The sequence below is a fragment of the Streptomyces sp. NPDC054956 genome (assembly GCF_053609185.1).
On record NZ_JBSGXB010000173.1, the window covers coordinates 1 to 16,066 of the forward strand.

The window sequence follows — 16,066 nt, forward strand, 5'->3', positions numbered from 1 at the left end:
CCCCCTCACAGGGCGCGACGCGCGGCGGCGATGCTCCGGGGATCCCACCCGGGGCGGGGTACGGACTCCAGCAGCAGGCGCGTGTAAGGGTGTTGGGGGTCGGCGAGCACCTGCTGCGTCGGCCCCGACTCGACGATCCGGCCGTGCCGCATGACGATCACGTCATCGGTGACGCAGCGGACGACGCCGAGGTCGTGGGTGATGAACAGGTAGCCGATGCCGGTCTGTTCGCGGATGTCGAAGAGCAGGTTCAGGATCTGTGCCTGCACCGAGACGTCCAGGGCGGCCACCGCCTCGTCCAGGACGAGGACGGACGGTTCGACCGCCAGCGCGCGGGCGATCGCGACGCGCTGGCGCTGCCCGCCCGACAGCTTGCGGGGCAGGGCGTCGGCCTCGCGGGACCCGAGGCCGACCTGGTCGAGCAGTTCGGTGATCCGGCGGCGGTGGTCCCCGCCGGGGAAGTGCAGCCGGAGGGTCTCCAGCAGCGCCCCGCCCACCGTGATGCGCGGATCCAGGGAGAGGAAGGGGTCCTGGAAGACCATCTGGATCTCCCGGGCCCGCTCCAGGCGCCCCGCCTTGCCGCGCCGGTGTTCGCCCCGGTCGCGGCCGTGGATCAGGACCCGGCCCGCGTCCGAGCGCTCCAGACCCACCACGATGCGGGCGGTGGTCGTCTTGCCCGACCCCGATTCGCCGACGATGCCCAGGGAGCCGCCCTCCGTCAGCCGGAACGACACGTCGTCCACGGCCCGGACACTGCCGTAGGCCCGGTGCAGGCCCGCGACCTCCAGCACGGTCTTCGTCCCGGTGTCCGTGCCGGTCTCCGTCGTGGTCGTGGTCATGGGTGGAGTTCCTTCCGTTCCGATCGGTCCCGCTCCGCCCCCGCGACCGCGTCGCCGTGGTGGCAGGAGGCGAGGCGGCCCGGCTCGCCGGCGACCGGGAGCAGCGCCGGCGCCTCCCGCCCGCACAGGTCGGTGGCGAACACGCAGCGCGCCGCGAAGGGGCAGCCGGTGAGCTCCTCGCGCAGGCCCGGGGGCCGGCCCTCGATGGCGGCGAGCCGCCCCCGGGGCGAGTCCAGGCGCGGGGTGGAGTTCAGCAGGGCCACCGTGTACGGGTGGCGGGGCCGGGTGAACAGCTCGTCCGCCGGGCCCGTTTCCACGATCCGGCCCGCGTACATCACGTACACGCGGTCGCTGATCGCGGCGGCGAGTCCGAGGTCGTGCGTGACGAACAGCAGCCCCGTGCCGAAGCGTTCGCGCAGGTCACCGAGGAGCGCGACCACCTCGGCCTGGCTGGTGACGTCGAGCGCCGTGGTGGGCTCGTCGGCGAGGATCAGGGCGGGATCGCCCATCAACGCGGCCGCGATGACGACCCGTTGCAGCATGCCGCCGGACAGCTGTCCGGGGTACTTGCGCAGCGCCGCGCCCGTGAGGCCGACGGCCTCCAGCATCTGTGTCGCCCGCTCCTCGGCGGCCTCCTTGGACGCCCTGGCGTTCAGCCGCACGCTCTCGGTGAGGAAGTCGCCGACGCGGCGCATCGGATTGACGGCCGCCCGGGGGTCCTGGAAGATCATCGCCGCCGTGCTGGTGCGCAGCACCCGCAGTTGCGCGGGCGTCATCGTCAGCACGTCGTCGCCGACCACCCGGACCTCACCCTCCGTACGGGCGCCGCCGGGCAGCAGCCGCAGTACGCTGCGCGAGGTCAGGCTCTTACCGGAACCGGACTCGCCGACCAGCGCCACCGTCTCGCGGGCGCCGACGGTGAGGTCGACCCCGTCGAGGACGGGCCGGACGGTGTCCGGCAGGTGCAGCCGCAGCCCCTGGATCTCGAGGGTGTTCATCCGTCCCTCCTGGAGACTTTGTCGGCCCAGCGCTCGCCGACGACGTTGAAGGCGACCACGGTCAGGACGATGGCCGCGCACGGCACGATCGCCGAGAGCGGGTACCCGGACTGGATGGCGGCGTTCCCGTCGAAGACCATGCGGCCCCAGTCGGGCGTCAGGGCCGGTACGCCCAGTCCGAGGAAGGACAGGCCCGCCAGGTCGATCAGGGCGTAGCCGAAGTTGATCGTGGACTGGGCGAGGACGACGGGCATGACGGCGGGGACCACGTGGCGCAGGCAGATCTGCGTCCCCGAGTGGCCCTGCACCCGGTACGCCTCCACGTACGGCCGGGCGCGCTCGGCCAGGACGAGGGAGCGGGTGAGCCGGCTGACGTAGGGCAGGTAGGCGATGGCCAGCGCGATCACGGGGGCGAGCAGCCCCTCGCCGTAGACCGAGACGATCAGGATGGCCAGCAGCATGCCGGGGAAGGCGAAGACCAGCTCGGTGCTGCGGGACAGGACCGAGTCCAGCCAGCCGCCCCGCCATGCGGCGGCGGTGCCGATGGCGACGCCGGCCGCGGTGGAGAAGGCGACCACGCCGAGCGGGCCGAGGAGCGAGGTGCGGGCTCCCAGGACCAGCCGGGAGAACGTGTCGCGGCCGGAGGCGTCGACCCCGAGGAGGTGGTCGGCGGAAGGGCCCGCGAGGGCGTTGGCCAGGTCGATCGCGTTGGGGTCGTACGGCGCGATCCAGGGGGCCAGCACCGCGACGACCACGACGACGGCGACGAAGCCGACGCAGAGCAGGGAGAGGGGGGCGCGGGTGGTCCGGAGCCGGGAGAGACCCGGCCGGCGCACCAGGACGGCGCTCACGCGGCCTTCTTGGAAGGGCCGAGGGAGACCCGGGGGTCGACCAGCGGATGGAGCAGGTCGACGACGAGGTTCACCGTCATGAACAGCGCGACCATGATGAGGGAGATGGCCTGCACGGTGGGGAAGTCCTTGGTGGTGGTGGACAGTTCGAGGAGTTGACCGATGCCGCCCACGCTGAACGCGGACTCCACCAGGACGGTGCAGACCAGCAGGGTGGAGACGATGAGCCCGCCGGTGGTCAGCACGGTGCCCAGGGCGTTGCGGAACACGTGCCGCCGGATCACCAGGCTGTCGCGGACGCCGCGGCTGCGGGCGACCGTGACGTGCTCCTGGCCCAGGACGTCGAGCATCGCGGCGCGCGTGACCCGGGCGAGCATGCCGATCAGGTAGAGCGCCAGCGCGACCGCCGGCAGGGTCAGGTGCCACAGCATCTGACCGAAGCCGTCGCCGGTGCCCCCGGTGGGGAACCAGTGCAGCCGCACCGCGAACAGGCCCTGCAGCAGGACGGCCGCGACGAACGACGGGGTGCCGATGGCGAAGGTGGTCGTCACCAGGATCGACGTGTCGGTCTTTCCGCCGCGGACCGCGCCGGTCCAGCCCAGGATCAGCCCGAACACGAGGACCAGTACGAGCGCCATCGAGATCAGCATCAGGGTGCTGGGCAGGCGGTCCGCCAGCAGCCGCGACACGTCGGTGCGGTAGGTGATCGAGCGGCCGAAGTCGCCCTGCACCACCTGGCCGAGCCAGTTCAGGTACCGCACCGCGAACGGGTCGTCCAGGTGGTAGTGCTCGTTGATCGCCTGCATCGTCTCCGGGGAGGCCGAGCGGCCGCCGAGGAGGAAGCTCGCCGGATTGCCCGGGGCCAGGTACAGGGCCCCGAAGATGACGAAGGAGGCGGCGAGCAGGGTGGCCGCCATCTCGGCCAGCCGCCGTACGGCGAAGCGCAGGAAGCTCATCGCGCGGCCGCCCCGACGTCCGCGGCCCACGGGTAGTACAGGTAGGAGATGGTGGTGGGCGCGCCGGTGATCCGCTTGTTGAGGAAGACGGCGGTCGGCCATTCGGCGACCGGGATCCACAGCAGCTGGTCGGAGGCCTTCTTCTGGAGCTCGGCGGCCGCCGCGAAGCGCTTGGCCGGGTCGTACTCGGACCGGGCCTTGTCCGTCAGGGCGTCGTACGCCTCGTCGCTGTAGCCGGCGTAGTTCTGGTAGGCCCCGGTCTGGAAGTTGCTCAGCAGGTCCATCGGGTCGGTGATGGAGTCGTAGTACGTCTCCGGGAACATGTCCAGGCCCTCGCGCGCCTGGGGGTCGGTGAACAGCGAGGTGAAGGCGTTGGGGGCGATGGTCTTCAGCTTGACGTTCAGCCCGATCCTGGTGCCGGCGTCCTGGACCGCGGTGGCCAGCAGCGAGACGTCCTGGCCGATCGAGCTGGTGGCGATGGTCACCGTCTTGCCGGTGGCCCCCGCCTCCTCGATCATCCGCTTGGCGGCCTCGACGTTCTGATCGGGCGAGGGGAGCTCGTCGAGGGCGGTCTTGCGGACGGCCTCGGGCGCGCCGGCCCACGCGGCCCTAGTGGTGAGCGAGCTGGTGGCGGTGCCCGCACCGCCCAGGCCCGCCTTGACGAACCCGCGCCGGTCCAGGGCCAGGGACAGGGCCCGGCGCACGCGGACGTCGCCGAGCGCGCCCTTCATGCTGGTCACGTTGACGTTGACGGTACTGAGGCCCTCGCCGAAGTAGAGCTTGCCCACCCCGCTGTTGCTCAGCCGGGCGTAGGCCTCCGTCGGGATCAGGTACCCGCCGTCCGCCTCGCCGCTCAGCATGGCGTTGGTGCGGGCCGAGGGGTCGGTGAGGAAGGTGAAGACGGCCTTCGCCGACTTGGCCTTGGTGCCCCAGTAGCCGTCGAAGCGCTTGAGCTCGATCGACTGGCCCTTGTTCCAGGTGCCCAGCGCGAAGGGGCCGGTGCAGTCGAGGCCGCCGGAGGTCCCGTAGTTCTCGCCCGCCTTCTCCACGCCCGCCTTGGAGGCCACGACGCCGGCCGCGGTCGCCATGTACTGGGGGAACTGCGAGTCGGGCTGCTTCAGGGTGACCGTCACCTGGAGCGGGCCGGTCTTGGTGACGGACTCGACGTTGGAGAAGTTGCTGTTCCAGGCGGCCCCGTTCGCCGGGTTCATCTGACGGCCGAGGCTGTGGACGACGTCCTCGGGGGTCATGGTGCCGCCGCCGTGGAAGCGCACGCCCTGGCGCAGGTCGTAGACCCACGTCAGCGGGGTGGGGTTGGAGGCCTTCTCGGCCAGGCCCGGAGCCATGGTGAGCTGCGGGGTCCACCGCATCAGGCTTTCGCAGACGTTCGACAGGATCGTGTTCTGCGGGTAGTCGAACGCCGAGATGTAGTCCAGGGTCGGGGGTTCCGCGTACAGGGCCCAGGTGAACGAGTCCAGCTCGCCCGCGGCGGCGGGGGTGCCGGCGGAGAGCTTGAAGGCGGAGTCCGTCTGGGGCCCGCCGGCCTTGGGCGGACCGGAACAGGCGGCGACCATGCCGAGGGCGGCCAGCGCGGCGACGGGCAGCGCGTACCGGCTGCGGGCGGAGCGGCGGCGAAGGGCCGGGAGGCCGGCGGCGGCACCGGCGGCAGGGGTGCCGGCGGACGCGGACGGGCCGGCGGCGGAACCGTCGGACGCGGAGCGGGGGGCTCTGGACCAGGGCAGGGATCGGGGCATCGTTGCTCTCTCTTCCATGCGGGGCGGGGGAGGTACGGGCCTGGCGGGCGCGGGGCGAGCAGGGGGACTCGGGGGCGGGCCGCCGGGCCCGGGCGCGGCGAAAGGGTCGAGCGGGATCAGGCGGGGCGGCCGGCGGAGGGGACCTGCTGGGTGATGCAGTGCACGCCGCCGCCGCCGTACGCGATCACGCGCGAGCGGACTCCGACGACCTTGCGGCCGGGCAGCGCGGAGGCGATGACGGCGAGCGCGCCCTCGTCCTCGGAGGTGCCGGCGACGGGGACGACGACCCCGCCGTTGGCGATGTAGAAGTTCAGGTAGCCGACCTCGGTCTCCCGGCCGTCGACCTCGACGAGGTTGCTCTGCGGCAGGCCGATGATCTCGAACGGGCGGCCCGCGGCGTCGGTGGACGCCTCCAGGACGGCGCGGTTGACGCGCATGCGCTCGTAGTCGGGGTGGGCGGGGTCGCTGGGCAGCTGTACGACGACCTTGCCGGGGGCGACGAAGGCGCAGACGCCGTCCACGTGCCCGTCGGTCTCGGTGTCCAGCAGACCGCCGTACGGGAGCCAGATCACCTTGGTGACACCGAGGCGGGCGATCAGCTCGGCCTCGATCTCCTCCTTGGTCATGTCCGGGTTGCGGTTCGGGTGCAGCAGGCACTGCTCGGTGGTGATCAGCGTGCCCTCGCCGTCGACGGTGATCGCGCCGCCCTCGAGGATCATCCGGGAGTCGATCCGGTCCACGCCGAGGTGCGCCAGCAGGGCCGCGGCGATCTTGTCGTCGGTGTCGTAGGGGAAGTGCTTGCCGCCCCAGGCGTTGAAGCGGAAGTCCACGCCGGCCCGCTGCCCGTCCGCGTCCAGTACGAAGATCGGACCGGAGTCGCGGAACCAGGAGTCGTCCAGCGGAAGCTCGATCACCTCGACGCCCTCCCCGCACAGGGCGCGGGCCTCGTCGCCGCTGCCGGGCAGGGCGACCATGGTGACCGGCTCGAACTCGGCGATCGCGGCGGCGACGTGGGCGTACTCGACCTTGACCTCGTCGAAGACCTCGCCCCACAGCTCCTGGCGGGTGGGCCACGCCATCAGACAGCCTTCGTGGTCGGTCCACTCGGCGGGCATCCGGAACGTCGTCATGATCTCTCCTGTTTGAAAATTCAGTCAGTATCGGCGACGAGCGTGTGGGCTCGTCGCGGGCAAAGTGGCGTGGTGGTTGCCCGCATCCTCCATCGAACTGAAAATTCAGTCAATGGTTCTGGCCAAGCTGATGCGGAATTGGCCACACCGGGTGGCGGGAGGGCTGGTCCTCACCCACGTCCCGAGGCCGGGCAGGGCCCGGAAAGGGCCCTGAACGGGCATGATCGCGGCATTGGCGCCGGAAAACCCGGGCCTGATGTTACGGTCAGGAAAATCCCCAGGTGACGGACCCGACCGGTAGAGTGACCCCTCGTGTCAGACCGTCGAACAGAAATACTCAGGGCCGCCACGCGCGTCATCGCGCGACGCGGCGTGCGCGGGCTCCGGGTGGGGGAGCTGGCGGCCGAAGCGGGTGTGTCCACCTCGCTGATCTACTACCACTTCACCGACCGCGCCGGGATCCTGCGCCGGACGCTGGAGTTCATCAGCGACCGCGCCGACCGTTACACCAGTGGGCGGGAAGACGGCTCGGAAGGGCCCGAGGGGCCCCGCGAAGAGCTGACGCAGACCCTGCTCCTCGAGCTCCAGGACACCCCGGAGGTCCGCGAGAACAGCACGGCCTGGGGCGAGTTGAGGGCCAGCGCGGTCTTCGACGCCGACCTGCGCGAGGACGTGGCGAAGGCCACCCACAGCTGGGTCCACGAGATCTCCTACCTGCTGGCCCAGGCCCGGCCCACCGGCACGGCCCCCGAGCACGCGGCCGCCGCGGAACGCCTGACGGCCCTACTCGAAGGCCTCAGCGTCCGGTGGCTCAGCGGCTCGCTGCCCCTGGAGCACGCGCGTCGGCTCCTCGCCGACGCGATCGCCGCGGAGCTGGAGGTCTAGCGCGTGTCCTTCGGATCGGGCCGGGCCGTGACGCCGGTGCTTCTCGACGCCCCGGGGTTGTTGTCGGATCCCGGCCGGGCGGCCGCCTTCGCCGGCGAGGCGCACCGGATCCTGGCCGAGCTGGTGGCCGGGGGAGCCGCGCTGGGCTGGGTGGAACCGCCCGCGCCGGACGAGGTGGCGGAACTGTTCGAAGGGGTCCTGGCCGCCGTACGGGCCGGGGACGCGGTCCTGCGCGCCGCCTATCTCGGCGACGGGCGCGGCGAGCTCGTCGGGGTGGGGTACTGGCAGCGCTACGCGCGCCCCACGCACCGGCCGCACGCGGACCTGGAGAAGGTCGCGGTCGCCGCGGGGGCCCACGGCCTCGGTGTCGGGCGTGCGCTGACCGCCGCCCTGGTCGAGGACGCCCGGAGGGCCGGGATCGAAGTCCTCACGCTGGACGCGCGCGGGGACAACGCCCGGGCCCTGGGGCTCTACGCCTCGCTGGGCTTCACCGAGTACGGGCGGCTGCCCGACTTCGTCGCCGTCGGTGAACGCCGGTACGACAAGGTCTTCTGCATGCTCGACCTCCGCGTGTCGCAGAGCAGGTGACCCCGTACGCCGGAGAGCCGCCCTTGAGGACCAGCTGCGGCTTGGCGCCGACGTGAGGCTCCGGCCCGGGATCCCGGGCCGGAGCCGACAGCCGTGCTACGCGAGCGGCTCGTGCATCGTGGAGCAGTGGATGCCGCCGCCCCCGGCCATCAGCCGGTCGACGTCGAGCTGGACGACCGTGCGGCCCGGGAAGGCGGCCGCCAGGGCCCGCTCGGCCGCGGCGTCCTTGGCCGCGTCCCCGAACTGGGCGGTGATGACAGCCCCGTTGACCACGTGGAAGTTCATGTACGAGTCCACGAACTGGGGGTTCTTCGAGCGCACGGTGTCCGGGCCGTCGACCTTGACGACCGTCAGCCGCCGCCCTCGGGCGTCCGTGGCCTCGGAGAGGATCGCGAGCTGCTCGCGGGCATCGCGCGCCCAGACGTCGTCGCGGTCCGCGGGCGGCACCTGCACCATCACGACGCCCGGCCGGATGAACCGCGAGGTCACGTCGATGTGGTCGTCGGTGATGTCCTTGCCCTTGATGCCGGGCACCCAGATCATCTTGTCCGCGCCGTAGGCCCGCAGGACGGCCCTCTCGACCTCGGAGCGGCTCATGCCCCGGTTGCGGTTCTTGTTGACCAGGCTGCTCTCCGTGGCCATGAGCGTGCCGTCGCCGTCGGTCTCGATCGCGCCGCCCTCGCCGACGAAATCCGTCCGGCTGAAGACGAGATGGTTGTCGTACGCGATGGTCTCGGCGACGTCCGCGTCGTAGGCGTGGGTCTGCTTGTTGCCCCAGCCGTTGAAGTTCAGGCCGATGGCGTCGACCCCGCCGCGGCCGTCCCGCCGGAAGACCGGTGCGATGTCGCGCATCCAGAGGTCGTCGGTGGGGACCGAGGTGATCACGGTGACCGCCGGACCGCACCAGGAGCGGGCGGTGGCGGCCGTGTAGGAGTCCGGCGCGCACATGACCACGGGCTCGTAGCGCGCGATGGTCTTCGCTATCAGCGCGATGTCCTCCTGGACCCCGGTCAGTGCGCGGCCGCCCCAGATGGACGAGCGGGACGGCCAGGACATCCAGGTGCGGGCGTGCGGGACGTCGTCCCGGTCCACCCACCAGCGCGGCAGCCCGGAGCCCGCCGGCCGGGGCGCCGCCGTGGCCGCCGAACCCAGCACCGCGCCCGCGGCTCCGAGGCCGGCGGCCCCGAGCACGTGCCTGCGGGACGGCGAGGCTCCGAAGAGCCGGCTGAAGAGGGAGCGGCTGTCGCCGGGGGAGTCGCTCATGGGTAGGTCTCCAGATCAGGTGGGGGTGCCGGTGCCGGTTCCGGCCATGACTGGACTCTGTCACTGACTGAAAATTCAGTCAAGACGCGGGGCGTGCGGAGCCCCGGGAGGGGGCGGGGTGGCCGGGCCCGGGGCGCCTGGGTCAGGTCCGGGCGAGGCGGTCCAGCTCGGCGGCGATGGAGGAGACCATCAGATCGCGGGCGTGCGCCAGGGGCAGGCTCCCGCTCAGCCAGCGCGAGCTGAGCCCCTCCACCAGGGCCGTCAGCCGCTCGGCGGCGCCGGCGAGCGCGGCGGCCCCGGCCATGGGCCGGACGCGGCCGAGCAGCTCGCCCACTTCCTGCACCCAGACGAGGGTGGCCCGCGCGAGGTCTTCCCGCAGGTCGGGGTCGAACACCGCACTGGCCCGGAGCTCTCCCCAGGCCGTGCTGTTCTCCCGTACGCCGGGATCGTCCTGGAACTCCAGGAGGAGGGTCTGCTCCAGCTCGCCCAGGGCGTCGAGCGGCGGCCCGTCGGGATCCCGGTCGGTGGTGTACCGCCCCGCGCGGTCGTTGATGAACTCCAGCGTCGCGCGCAGGATGCCCGCGCGGTCCTTGAAGTGGTAGTAGATCAACGCCGTGGACACGCCCGCCTCGGCGGCGAGCTCCTCCACGCGCAGGCCTCGGACACCGCGCCGGGCGATGACCCGCGCGGCCCCTTCCATGATTGCTGTTCGACGGTCGGCCACGATCCGACACCCTACCCGGAGCCCGGGCGATGGCATGAGGCCCCGATTGACCGAATCTGCAGTCAGCGGGGTGGGGCGGGCCGCGCCGGCGGCTGGATCAGTAGTCCGTGGTGTGGACCATGATCCGGTCGGGCAGCGCTTCCCAGCCGTGGACCTGGGCGGAGGGCAGGTCGACGTGGAACTGCTCGAAGTCGCGCAGGGAAGTCAAGCAGGAGACGTCGATGACGCCCCCGAGCTTTCCCCTGAGGCGGCACTCGACGAGGTTGGGGAAGACCTCCGGCAGCCGCTCGATCACGCGTTGGACGGTGACCACGCCCACTTGGTCTTCGAGGTGGATGCCGGTGACGCGGGACAGGACCGTGCCCGCAGGAAGCTCCGCAATGGAGCGCGCGTCCGTGGCGAGGAAGGCGAGCGATGGAAGGCTGGAGAGCTCCTGCCAGTTCCCGGCCGACAGCGGGCCGTCGAACTCCAGGGACATGAGTCCGGTGACGTGGCGGACGCCCTCGAGGACGTGCTCGGACGCGGCCTCGCCCACCAGGTAGAGCTCCTTCAGTGGCGCGTCCGGATGGAGGCGTTCCACGGACCAGTCCGACCGGAAGGAGCTCTCGATCCGTAGGTACTCGAGTGCCGCCAGCCCCTCCAGCGTGCGTGGGTCCAAGGCCGTCGCGGTCAGGATGCTCACTTCCCGGACCGGAAGCCCGGTGAGGGGGGACAGGTCGGTGAGCCGGGGGCAGCCGACAGCAACGAACCTGTCGAGTCCCGAGTGCCGCGCCAGCGCCCCCAAGTCTGCCACCTCGTGGTCCACGAGCCGCAGGTCCACCAGGGAGTGCCGGGCGAGGTACCCGTCCAGGGCGTGCACGGACACGTCCCGCCTGACATCCAGACGGTCCCCGCCCGCCCCCAGGCGCTCGAGCTGGTACAGCTGCTCGTCGGAGGTGACGGTGTAGTAGAGCTCGTCCGGGGCCAGCCGCGCGATGATCTCCTCCGCGTACCGGACGGTGTCGTAGCGCGACCAGGCCCACATGAGCTGGCTGCGCACGTCGAGGTACGGATGTCCGGCGTAACGGGCCAGGAAGGGCAGGGCGGCGTCCGACGAGATCCGGGAGGCCGCAAGGACCGTGTAGTACGCCTCCCTCTCGCCGACGGCCTCGGGGTCGGGCAAGAGATCCAGGATCAGCGGGCCCACCTCCGCCAGGGCTCGGGCCTCGTCGTCTCCCCGAGGCGGGATCAACCTGCCGGTGCGCTCCTCCACAGCCTCGCGCACGGACGGGGCCAGCGTCGTGGCGTGCTCCAGGCAGGCGGCGGCGAGCAGGTGGACGCGGAACCGGGTGCGCCGATCCACGGCGCGGTCGCCGATGGCCAGCAGGTCCTCGAAGATCGTCACGCGCTCGCGGGGCCGGGCCAGGGCCACCGCCATGCGGATGACGTCCTCCCACTGGTCGTCGGCGGCGTGCGAGGCGAGCAGGCCGAAATCACCCTCCTCCACGGCCGCCCGCGCACCCAGGAAATCCTGGAAGGTGCGGTGGACGAAGTCCACGCCTCCCGGTGCCGGTTCGCGCAGGAGACCGCTGCGCTGCAGGAAGTGCTCGAACACGGTCGCCGCGTCACCGAGGGCGGCCGCCTCCGGGACTGCGGGCAGGGCCCGGCCGATGATGTCCTCGGCCTGCGAACGGTCCATCTCCGTACGGCCGTTCTTGATCAGCCAGTACGCGAGCCGCTGGAGCAGGTCGAGCTGCGGCTCCTCCCGGAGGTCGGGAACCGCCATGTCGCGCTCCCGGTCCCGGCGGCTGACCAGCATCGAGAGCGCCGCCTCGTACAAGTCTTTGCGCCCGTGCGGGAGATAGCCCCGCCGATCGCGGTGGAGCGCGCAGATCAGACCGCACATCAGCGGGTTGGTGGCCAGTCGTCCGAGGTCGGCCTTGGTGCGGACGGCGGTGCGCAACTGCTTCTCGTACGCTTCGAGTTCGGCGTCGTCGCAGCCCTCGCCGCGGGCAGCCGTGTGCCAGCGCGAGATGAAGGTGGCGACGTCGGCCGGCCCCATGGCGGAGAGCGACAGTTCGCCGAACCCGTCCTCGGCGAGCCAGTCCTGGCCGACCGCCGACGGCCGTGAGGTGACCAGCCAGCGGTTCCCGCCGTCGTAGGTGTCGATCAGGTCCCGCAGCCAGCGCCGGGTCCGCTCCCGCTCGGGCTCCGGGATCTCGTCGATGCCGTCCACCAGGACCAGGCCCCGACCCGCGGCCAGGACCCGGTGCTCCCAGCCCACCGGCTGGGAGCCCGCCAGCGGGCAGCCGGTGGCCGCGAGGAAGTCCTTGGGGGCGGGCAGCCGCTCGCCGTGGCGGGTGAGCGTGCGCAGGGGGAGTACGAAGGGGACGCGATTGTCCAGGTATGCGGGGCGGTCCGCGCGGTCCTGCCGCGCGGCGGTGACGGCCAGCCACTGCACGAGCGTGGTCTTGCCCGACCCGGCCTCTCCCCGCAGGAGGACCCTGGGGGTGTGGGCCAGCGCCTGGTCCGCGGGCTGGGATTGGGGGGTCAGGGGCATGTCGGGACCCAGTGACAGATTGCCCCCGCCGCCGAGGGAGGCGATCCAGTCCCCGGGGGAGGAGGCCCGCTGTGCGCTCGCTTCCGTGCGCCGCAGCGGCACCGCCTCCAGGCTCAGGTACGCCACGTCCAGCGGCCACCGCGTCGGCGAGTTGCTCAGGTCGATCCCGTAGATGGTGAGCTTGCCGTGCTTCTTCGCGAGGTAGGGCAGGTACGCCGCCTCGAACGCGGCGTCCGCGGCGTCGGGCAGCGGCGTGCGCCTGATCAACTCGTCCGTCTTGGCCGTCAGTTCACCGACGGCCTGGGTCTGCTGGACCAGCGCGCGGGCGAGGAAGGTCTTGCGCTGGGTGAAGAACTCCAGGATGTGGAGGGCTGCCACGCCGACCAGGGCCTCGTAGAAGTACGTGGCGTCGGCGGAGAGGTGGCGCTCCGGACGGCCGCTCGCACGGCGCAGTTCGCGGGCGAAGGCCTCCGGCCCGAGGCGGACGGCGTCGACATCGGTGATCGTGAGGTCGCCGAGGGCGTGGAGCGTCGTCGCGAGCGCGTCGGTGACGGCCTCGTGCTCGTCCGCCGGGATGCGGCGGGCGTTCGCGCCCAGGGCCTGCTGGACGAGGCTGGCAGCCAGGGCGCGCACGTCGTCCTCGGTGAGGGTGCGCTTCTCGCCCCTGAACGAGACGTAACCGGAGAGTCTGACCGGTTTGTCGACCAGGCCGGCCCCGGTGCCGTCGGCGACGAAGAACTTCTTGACGATGGGGCTGATGAAGGCAGTTGCCAGCTTGACCCCGATGGCCGTGGGTTCCATGCGTGCCCCCCGTAGAGCTGTGACCGGTCCCGAGGTGATCTTAAGCGCCGGGGTCCGCTCACCGCCGGGGTCCCGGGCGAAGAGTGGAGCAGGAGCCGGCTGCGGCATCATGGGCGCGGAACCAGGTGAGCGGGAGGGTGCAGTGCCTCAAGACGAGTCGCACGGCAGTGTCGTGGTGGCCGGGCGGTACCGCCTGCAGGAAAGGCTGGGCCGGGGCGGGATGGGGACCGTCTGGCGGGCCGTCGACGAGCTCCTCGGGCGGCCGGTCGCGGTCAAGGAACTCCACCTGGGCGAGGGCGACCCGGACGGGGTGGCCGCCGGAGCGCTGCGCGAGGCGCGTGCCGTGGCGCACGTGCGCCACCCCCATGTCGTCGTCGTCCACGACGTCGTCGAACACGACGGCCGGCCCTGCATCGTCATGGAGCTCGTCGACGGCGGCTCGCTCGCCGACCTGATCGCCGGCGGGAAGACGCTCACCCCGGTCGAGGCGGCCCGGACCGGGCTCGCCCTGCTCGGCGCCCTGACCGCGGCGCATTCCCGCGGGGTGCTCCACCGGGACGTCAAACCGGCCAACGTGCTGATGGAGGCCGGCACCGGCCGGGTGGTGCTCACCGACTTCGGCATCGCCCGGCTCTCCGGCGCCACCACCATCAGCGAGACGGGCGCGTTCGTCGGCTCGCCCGAGTACACCGCCCCCGAGCGCATACAGGGAGCCGAGGCCGGCCCGGCCTCCGACCTGTGGTCGCTCGGCACGCTGATGTGCGCCGCGCTGACCGGGGAGTCGCCCTTCCGCCGCGATTCGCTGGGCGGCATCCTGCACGCCGTCGTCTCCGGCGAGGTCCGGCCGCCCGCGCAGGCGGGGCCGCTGCTGCCCGTCGTCCGGGGGCTGCTGGAGCGGGACCCGGAGCGCAGGATGGCGGCGCCCGAGGCCGAGCGGCTGCTCTTGGAGTACCTGGCCGGAGGCGGTGGCCGGCAGCCCGCCGACCGGGTCCCCACCTCCGCCTACGCATCCGTGCCCATGCCCGTGCTCGGCTCCGGCTCCGAGCCGGTCCCGGACTCCGAGGGGTTGACCGCGCCCGCCGTGGCCCCGCGTCCGACGGGCAAGCAGCTCGTCGCCGGCCGGCCGGGTCTGCGCGCCGGGCTGATCGCGGCCGCCCTCGTCCTGGCGGTGACCGGGGGCGTGCTCGGCCTCCCGCTGCTCGGCGGCGACGACGCGGAGCAGGGGCGGCGGACCGCGTCCGGCGCCTCGGGGTCGCCGGCGGCCCCGTCGGCGACCCCGCCGTCCGAGACCCCCTCTTCCCCGACCCCGTCCCGGACCCCGTCCCAGACCCCGGTGAGCGGGACCCCGGCCGCGACCCCGGTCACGGCTCCGGGTGCGGCGCCCTCCGGGTACAAGACCTTCTCCGACCCGCAGGGCTTCGCCATCGCCGTGCCCGAGGAGTTCCAGCGGGTCGCCGAGGGCCCGCGGGTCTTCTACATCTCCCAGGACGGTGCCTTCCGCGTCGGAATCCTGGTGAAGACGCAGGTCGCCGGAGGTCCGCTCGAAGCGATGCGCAGGTCCCACGCGGCGGGCCCGGACAACAACCCCGGCTACCGCGACGGCACGGTCGTTTCGACGACCCACCGCGGACTCCCCGCGGCCCTCTGGCAGTTCACCTGGGACGGCTTCACCCCGGCCGAAGGGGCCCGGCACACCTACGACACCTGCTGGGACGAGAACGGCAGGACGTACGACATCTGGGTCTCCGCACCGGTCGGCCGGCAGGCGGAGGCGAAGCGCCACTTCGACATCGCCCTGGCCACCTTCGGCCCCGGTGCGGCGGGCCCGGTCACTCCCTGAGATCCGCGGACGGCCCCGGCGCACCGGACGGCGGGGCCGGGGGCGCCGGCGCCGCCCCGGCACCCCTCAGGTCCTCGGCACCCCTCAGGTCCCCAGCACCACCAGGCCGTCCGTCGTCCGCAGGCTGCCCGGTGCCAGCGGGGCGAAGGTGCGGGGGAGCGCCAGGCCCGGGAGGCCGCCGTCCGCGGCCGGCTCCGGCGCGTCGAAGAGGTACGCCGCCTCCGCGGCGCTGTCGCTGACCAGGTGCGGCCCTGCCGCCCCGCAGGCCGCCCGCCCTGCCGCGCTCCGCCCGTCCATCCAGGCCGCCCGGCCCGCGACCCGGCTCAGCGGGGTCCGGAAGACGCTGCGCAGGTGCCGCAGCGTCTCCGCGGTGACCGGCACGGGCCCCGGAGCGGTCCCCGCGTCGGCGGCTCCGGCTTCCGCCTCCTGTGCCGGGCCCGTGGTGGCGTCCGGGGGGATCGCCCCGGCCAGCAGCAGCGCCAGCAGCACCGGTACCGCCTTGCGCCGCAGCGCCTCGGTGGCCCGGCCCAGCCGGTGCGCGTGCGCGCCGGGAAGCGACAGCGCGAGGCTGCCGGCCGCGTCGCCGAGCGCGAGCGGAACCGCCGCGCAGACCACGCCCGGCGCGTATTCGCGCAGGTCGAAGACGGGCGCTCCGGGAGCCACCGAGTCCAGCGCCGAGAACAGGGCCCGGCTGTCGGTGATGGTCCGCTCGGTGAGCCGGGCGGGCCGGTGCCGGGCCACGTGGTCGGCCCGGCCGTCGTGGTCGAGCTGGCTCAGCAGGCACTTGCCCACCGCGCTCGCGTGCGCGGCGTCCCGGAAGTCCACCCACTCCCGCACGGGCGGGGCGCCGGGCCCGTCCGCCATCTGGGTGATCCGGAGCTCCCCCTCAGCGTCCCGG

General features: G+C 72.8%; 12 protein-coding genes and 1 pseudogene. 3 read left to right on the forward strand and 10 right to left on the reverse strand.

The features are described from left to right. Positions 1 to 5: 5 nt before the first annotated feature. The 6 genes from ACWGDE_RS24370 to ACWGDE_RS24395 all read right to left on the reverse strand — a co-directional run bounded on the left by ACWGDE_RS24370 (position 6) and on the right by ACWGDE_RS24395 (position 6,528). Entirely contained in the window at positions 6 to 839 is an 834-nt protein-coding gene (locus ACWGDE_RS24370) for an ABC transporter ATP-binding protein (protein WP_453391137.1), read from the reverse strand. After that, positions 836 to 1,837 (reverse strand): ABC transporter ATP-binding protein, encoded by a 1,002-nt coding sequence (locus tag ACWGDE_RS24375; RefSeq protein ID WP_453391138.1) that lies wholly within the window; start codon positions 1,835 to 1,837, stop codon positions 836 to 838. The genes ACWGDE_RS24370 and ACWGDE_RS24375 overlap by 4 nt, the downstream gene beginning before the upstream one ends. After that, a complete protein-coding gene (locus ACWGDE_RS24380) occupies positions 1,834 to 2,688 on the reverse strand; it encodes an ABC transporter permease (RefSeq protein WP_453391139.1) in 855 nt (284 codons plus the stop codon). The genes ACWGDE_RS24375 and ACWGDE_RS24380 overlap by 4 nt, the downstream gene beginning before the upstream one ends. Continuing rightward, positions 2,685 to 3,644, reverse strand: coding sequence for an ABC transporter permease (locus tag ACWGDE_RS24385; protein WP_453391140.1), 960 nt, complete (start codon positions 3,642 to 3,644; stop codon positions 2,685 to 2,687). The genes ACWGDE_RS24380 and ACWGDE_RS24385 overlap by 4 nt, the downstream gene beginning before the upstream one ends. Next, positions 3,641 to 5,398 (reverse strand): ABC transporter substrate-binding protein, encoded by a 1,758-nt coding sequence (locus ACWGDE_RS24390; RefSeq protein ID WP_453391141.1) that lies wholly within the window; start codon positions 5,396 to 5,398, stop codon positions 3,641 to 3,643. The genes ACWGDE_RS24385 and ACWGDE_RS24390 overlap by 4 nt, the downstream gene beginning before the upstream one ends. Before the next feature lie 116 nt (positions 5,399 to 5,514). After that, positions 5,515 to 6,528 (reverse strand): agmatine deiminase family protein, encoded by a 1,014-nt coding sequence (locus tag ACWGDE_RS24395; protein ID WP_453391142.1) that lies wholly within the window; start codon positions 6,526 to 6,528, stop codon positions 5,515 to 5,517. Between the two features lie 312 nt (positions 6,529 to 6,840). Between ACWGDE_RS24395 and ACWGDE_RS24400 the strand changes: the two genes are divergently transcribed. Further along, the gene (locus tag ACWGDE_RS24400) at positions 6,841 to 7,413 is read left to right on the forward strand and encodes a TetR/AcrR family transcriptional regulator (RefSeq protein WP_453391143.1); all 573 of its coding nucleotides are present in this window, start codon (positions 6,841 to 6,843) and stop codon (positions 7,411 to 7,413) included. Positions 7,414 to 7,416: 3 nt separating this feature from the next. Next, on the forward strand, positions 7,417 to 8,001 hold the full coding sequence (locus ACWGDE_RS24405) for an N-acetyltransferase family protein (protein WP_453391144.1): 585 nt from the start codon (positions 7,417 to 7,419) through the stop codon (positions 7,999 to 8,001). 96 nt (positions 8,002 to 8,097) lie between these two features. Here ACWGDE_RS24405 and ACWGDE_RS24410 read toward each other — a convergent pair whose 3' ends face one another. From ACWGDE_RS24410 to ACWGDE_RS24420, 3 genes are all read right to left on the reverse strand, one after another. Then, positions 8,098 to 9,264 (reverse strand): agmatine deiminase family protein, encoded by a 1,167-nt coding sequence (locus tag ACWGDE_RS24410; RefSeq protein WP_453391145.1) that lies wholly within the window; start codon positions 9,262 to 9,264, stop codon positions 8,098 to 8,100. 142 nt (positions 9,265 to 9,406) lie between these two features. Beyond that, positions 9,407 to 9,988, reverse strand: coding sequence for a TetR/AcrR family transcriptional regulator (locus tag ACWGDE_RS24415; RefSeq protein ID WP_453391146.1), 582 nt, complete (start codon positions 9,986 to 9,988; stop codon positions 9,407 to 9,409). A 97-nt stretch (positions 9,989 to 10,085) separates the two neighbouring features. Next, positions 10,086 to 13,328, reverse strand: a complete 3,243-nt coding sequence (locus tag ACWGDE_RS24420) for an NACHT domain-containing protein (RefSeq protein ID WP_453391147.1) — start codon at positions 13,326 to 13,328, stop codon at positions 10,086 to 10,088. Positions 13,329 to 13,548: 220 nt separating this feature from the next. On the opposite strand from ACWGDE_RS24420, the gene ACWGDE_RS24425 reads away from it, so the two are divergent. Then, positions 13,549 to 15,168: a protein kinase domain-containing protein gene (locus tag ACWGDE_RS24425; protein WP_453391148.1), complete on the forward strand. Its 1,620-nt coding sequence runs from the start codon at positions 13,549 to 13,551 to the stop codon at positions 15,166 to 15,168. A 468-nt stretch (positions 15,169 to 15,636) separates the two neighbouring features. Here ACWGDE_RS24425 and ACWGDE_RS24430 read toward each other — a convergent pair. Then, positions 15,637 to 16,066: pseudogene (locus tag ACWGDE_RS24430) on the reverse strand (IclR family transcriptional regulator domain-containing protein); the annotation flags it as partial.

Coding starts and splice junctions, on each gene's coding strand:
- ACWGDE_RS24370 (WP_453391137.1), bottom strand. CDS start 839: ATGACCACGACCACGACGGAGACCGGCACGGACACCGGGACGAAGACC.
- ACWGDE_RS24375 (WP_453391138.1), bottom strand. CDS start 1,837: ATGAACACCCTCGAGATCCAGGGGCTGCGGCTGCACCTGCCGGACACC.
- ACWGDE_RS24385 (WP_453391140.1), bottom strand. CDS start 3,644: ATGAGCTTCCTGCGCTTCGCCGTACGGCGGCTGGCCGAGATGGCGGCC.
- ACWGDE_RS24390 (WP_453391141.1), bottom strand. CDS start 5,398: ATGCCCCGATCCCTGCCCTGGTCCAGAGCCCCCCGCTCCGCGTCCGAC.
- ACWGDE_RS24395 (WP_453391142.1), bottom strand. CDS start 6,528: ATGACGACGTTCCGGATGCCCGCCGAGTGGACCGACCACGAAGGCTGT.
- ACWGDE_RS24410 (WP_453391145.1), bottom strand. CDS start 9,264: ATGAGCGACTCCCCCGGCGACAGCCGCTCCCTCTTCAGCCGGCTCTTC.
- ACWGDE_RS24420 (WP_453391147.1), bottom strand. CDS start 13,328: ATGGAACCCACGGCCATCGGGGTCAAGCTGGCAACTGCCTTCATCAGC.
- ACWGDE_RS24425 (WP_453391148.1), top strand. CDS start 13,549: ATGGGGACCGTCTGGCGGGCCGTCGACGAGCTCCTCGGGCGGCCGGTC.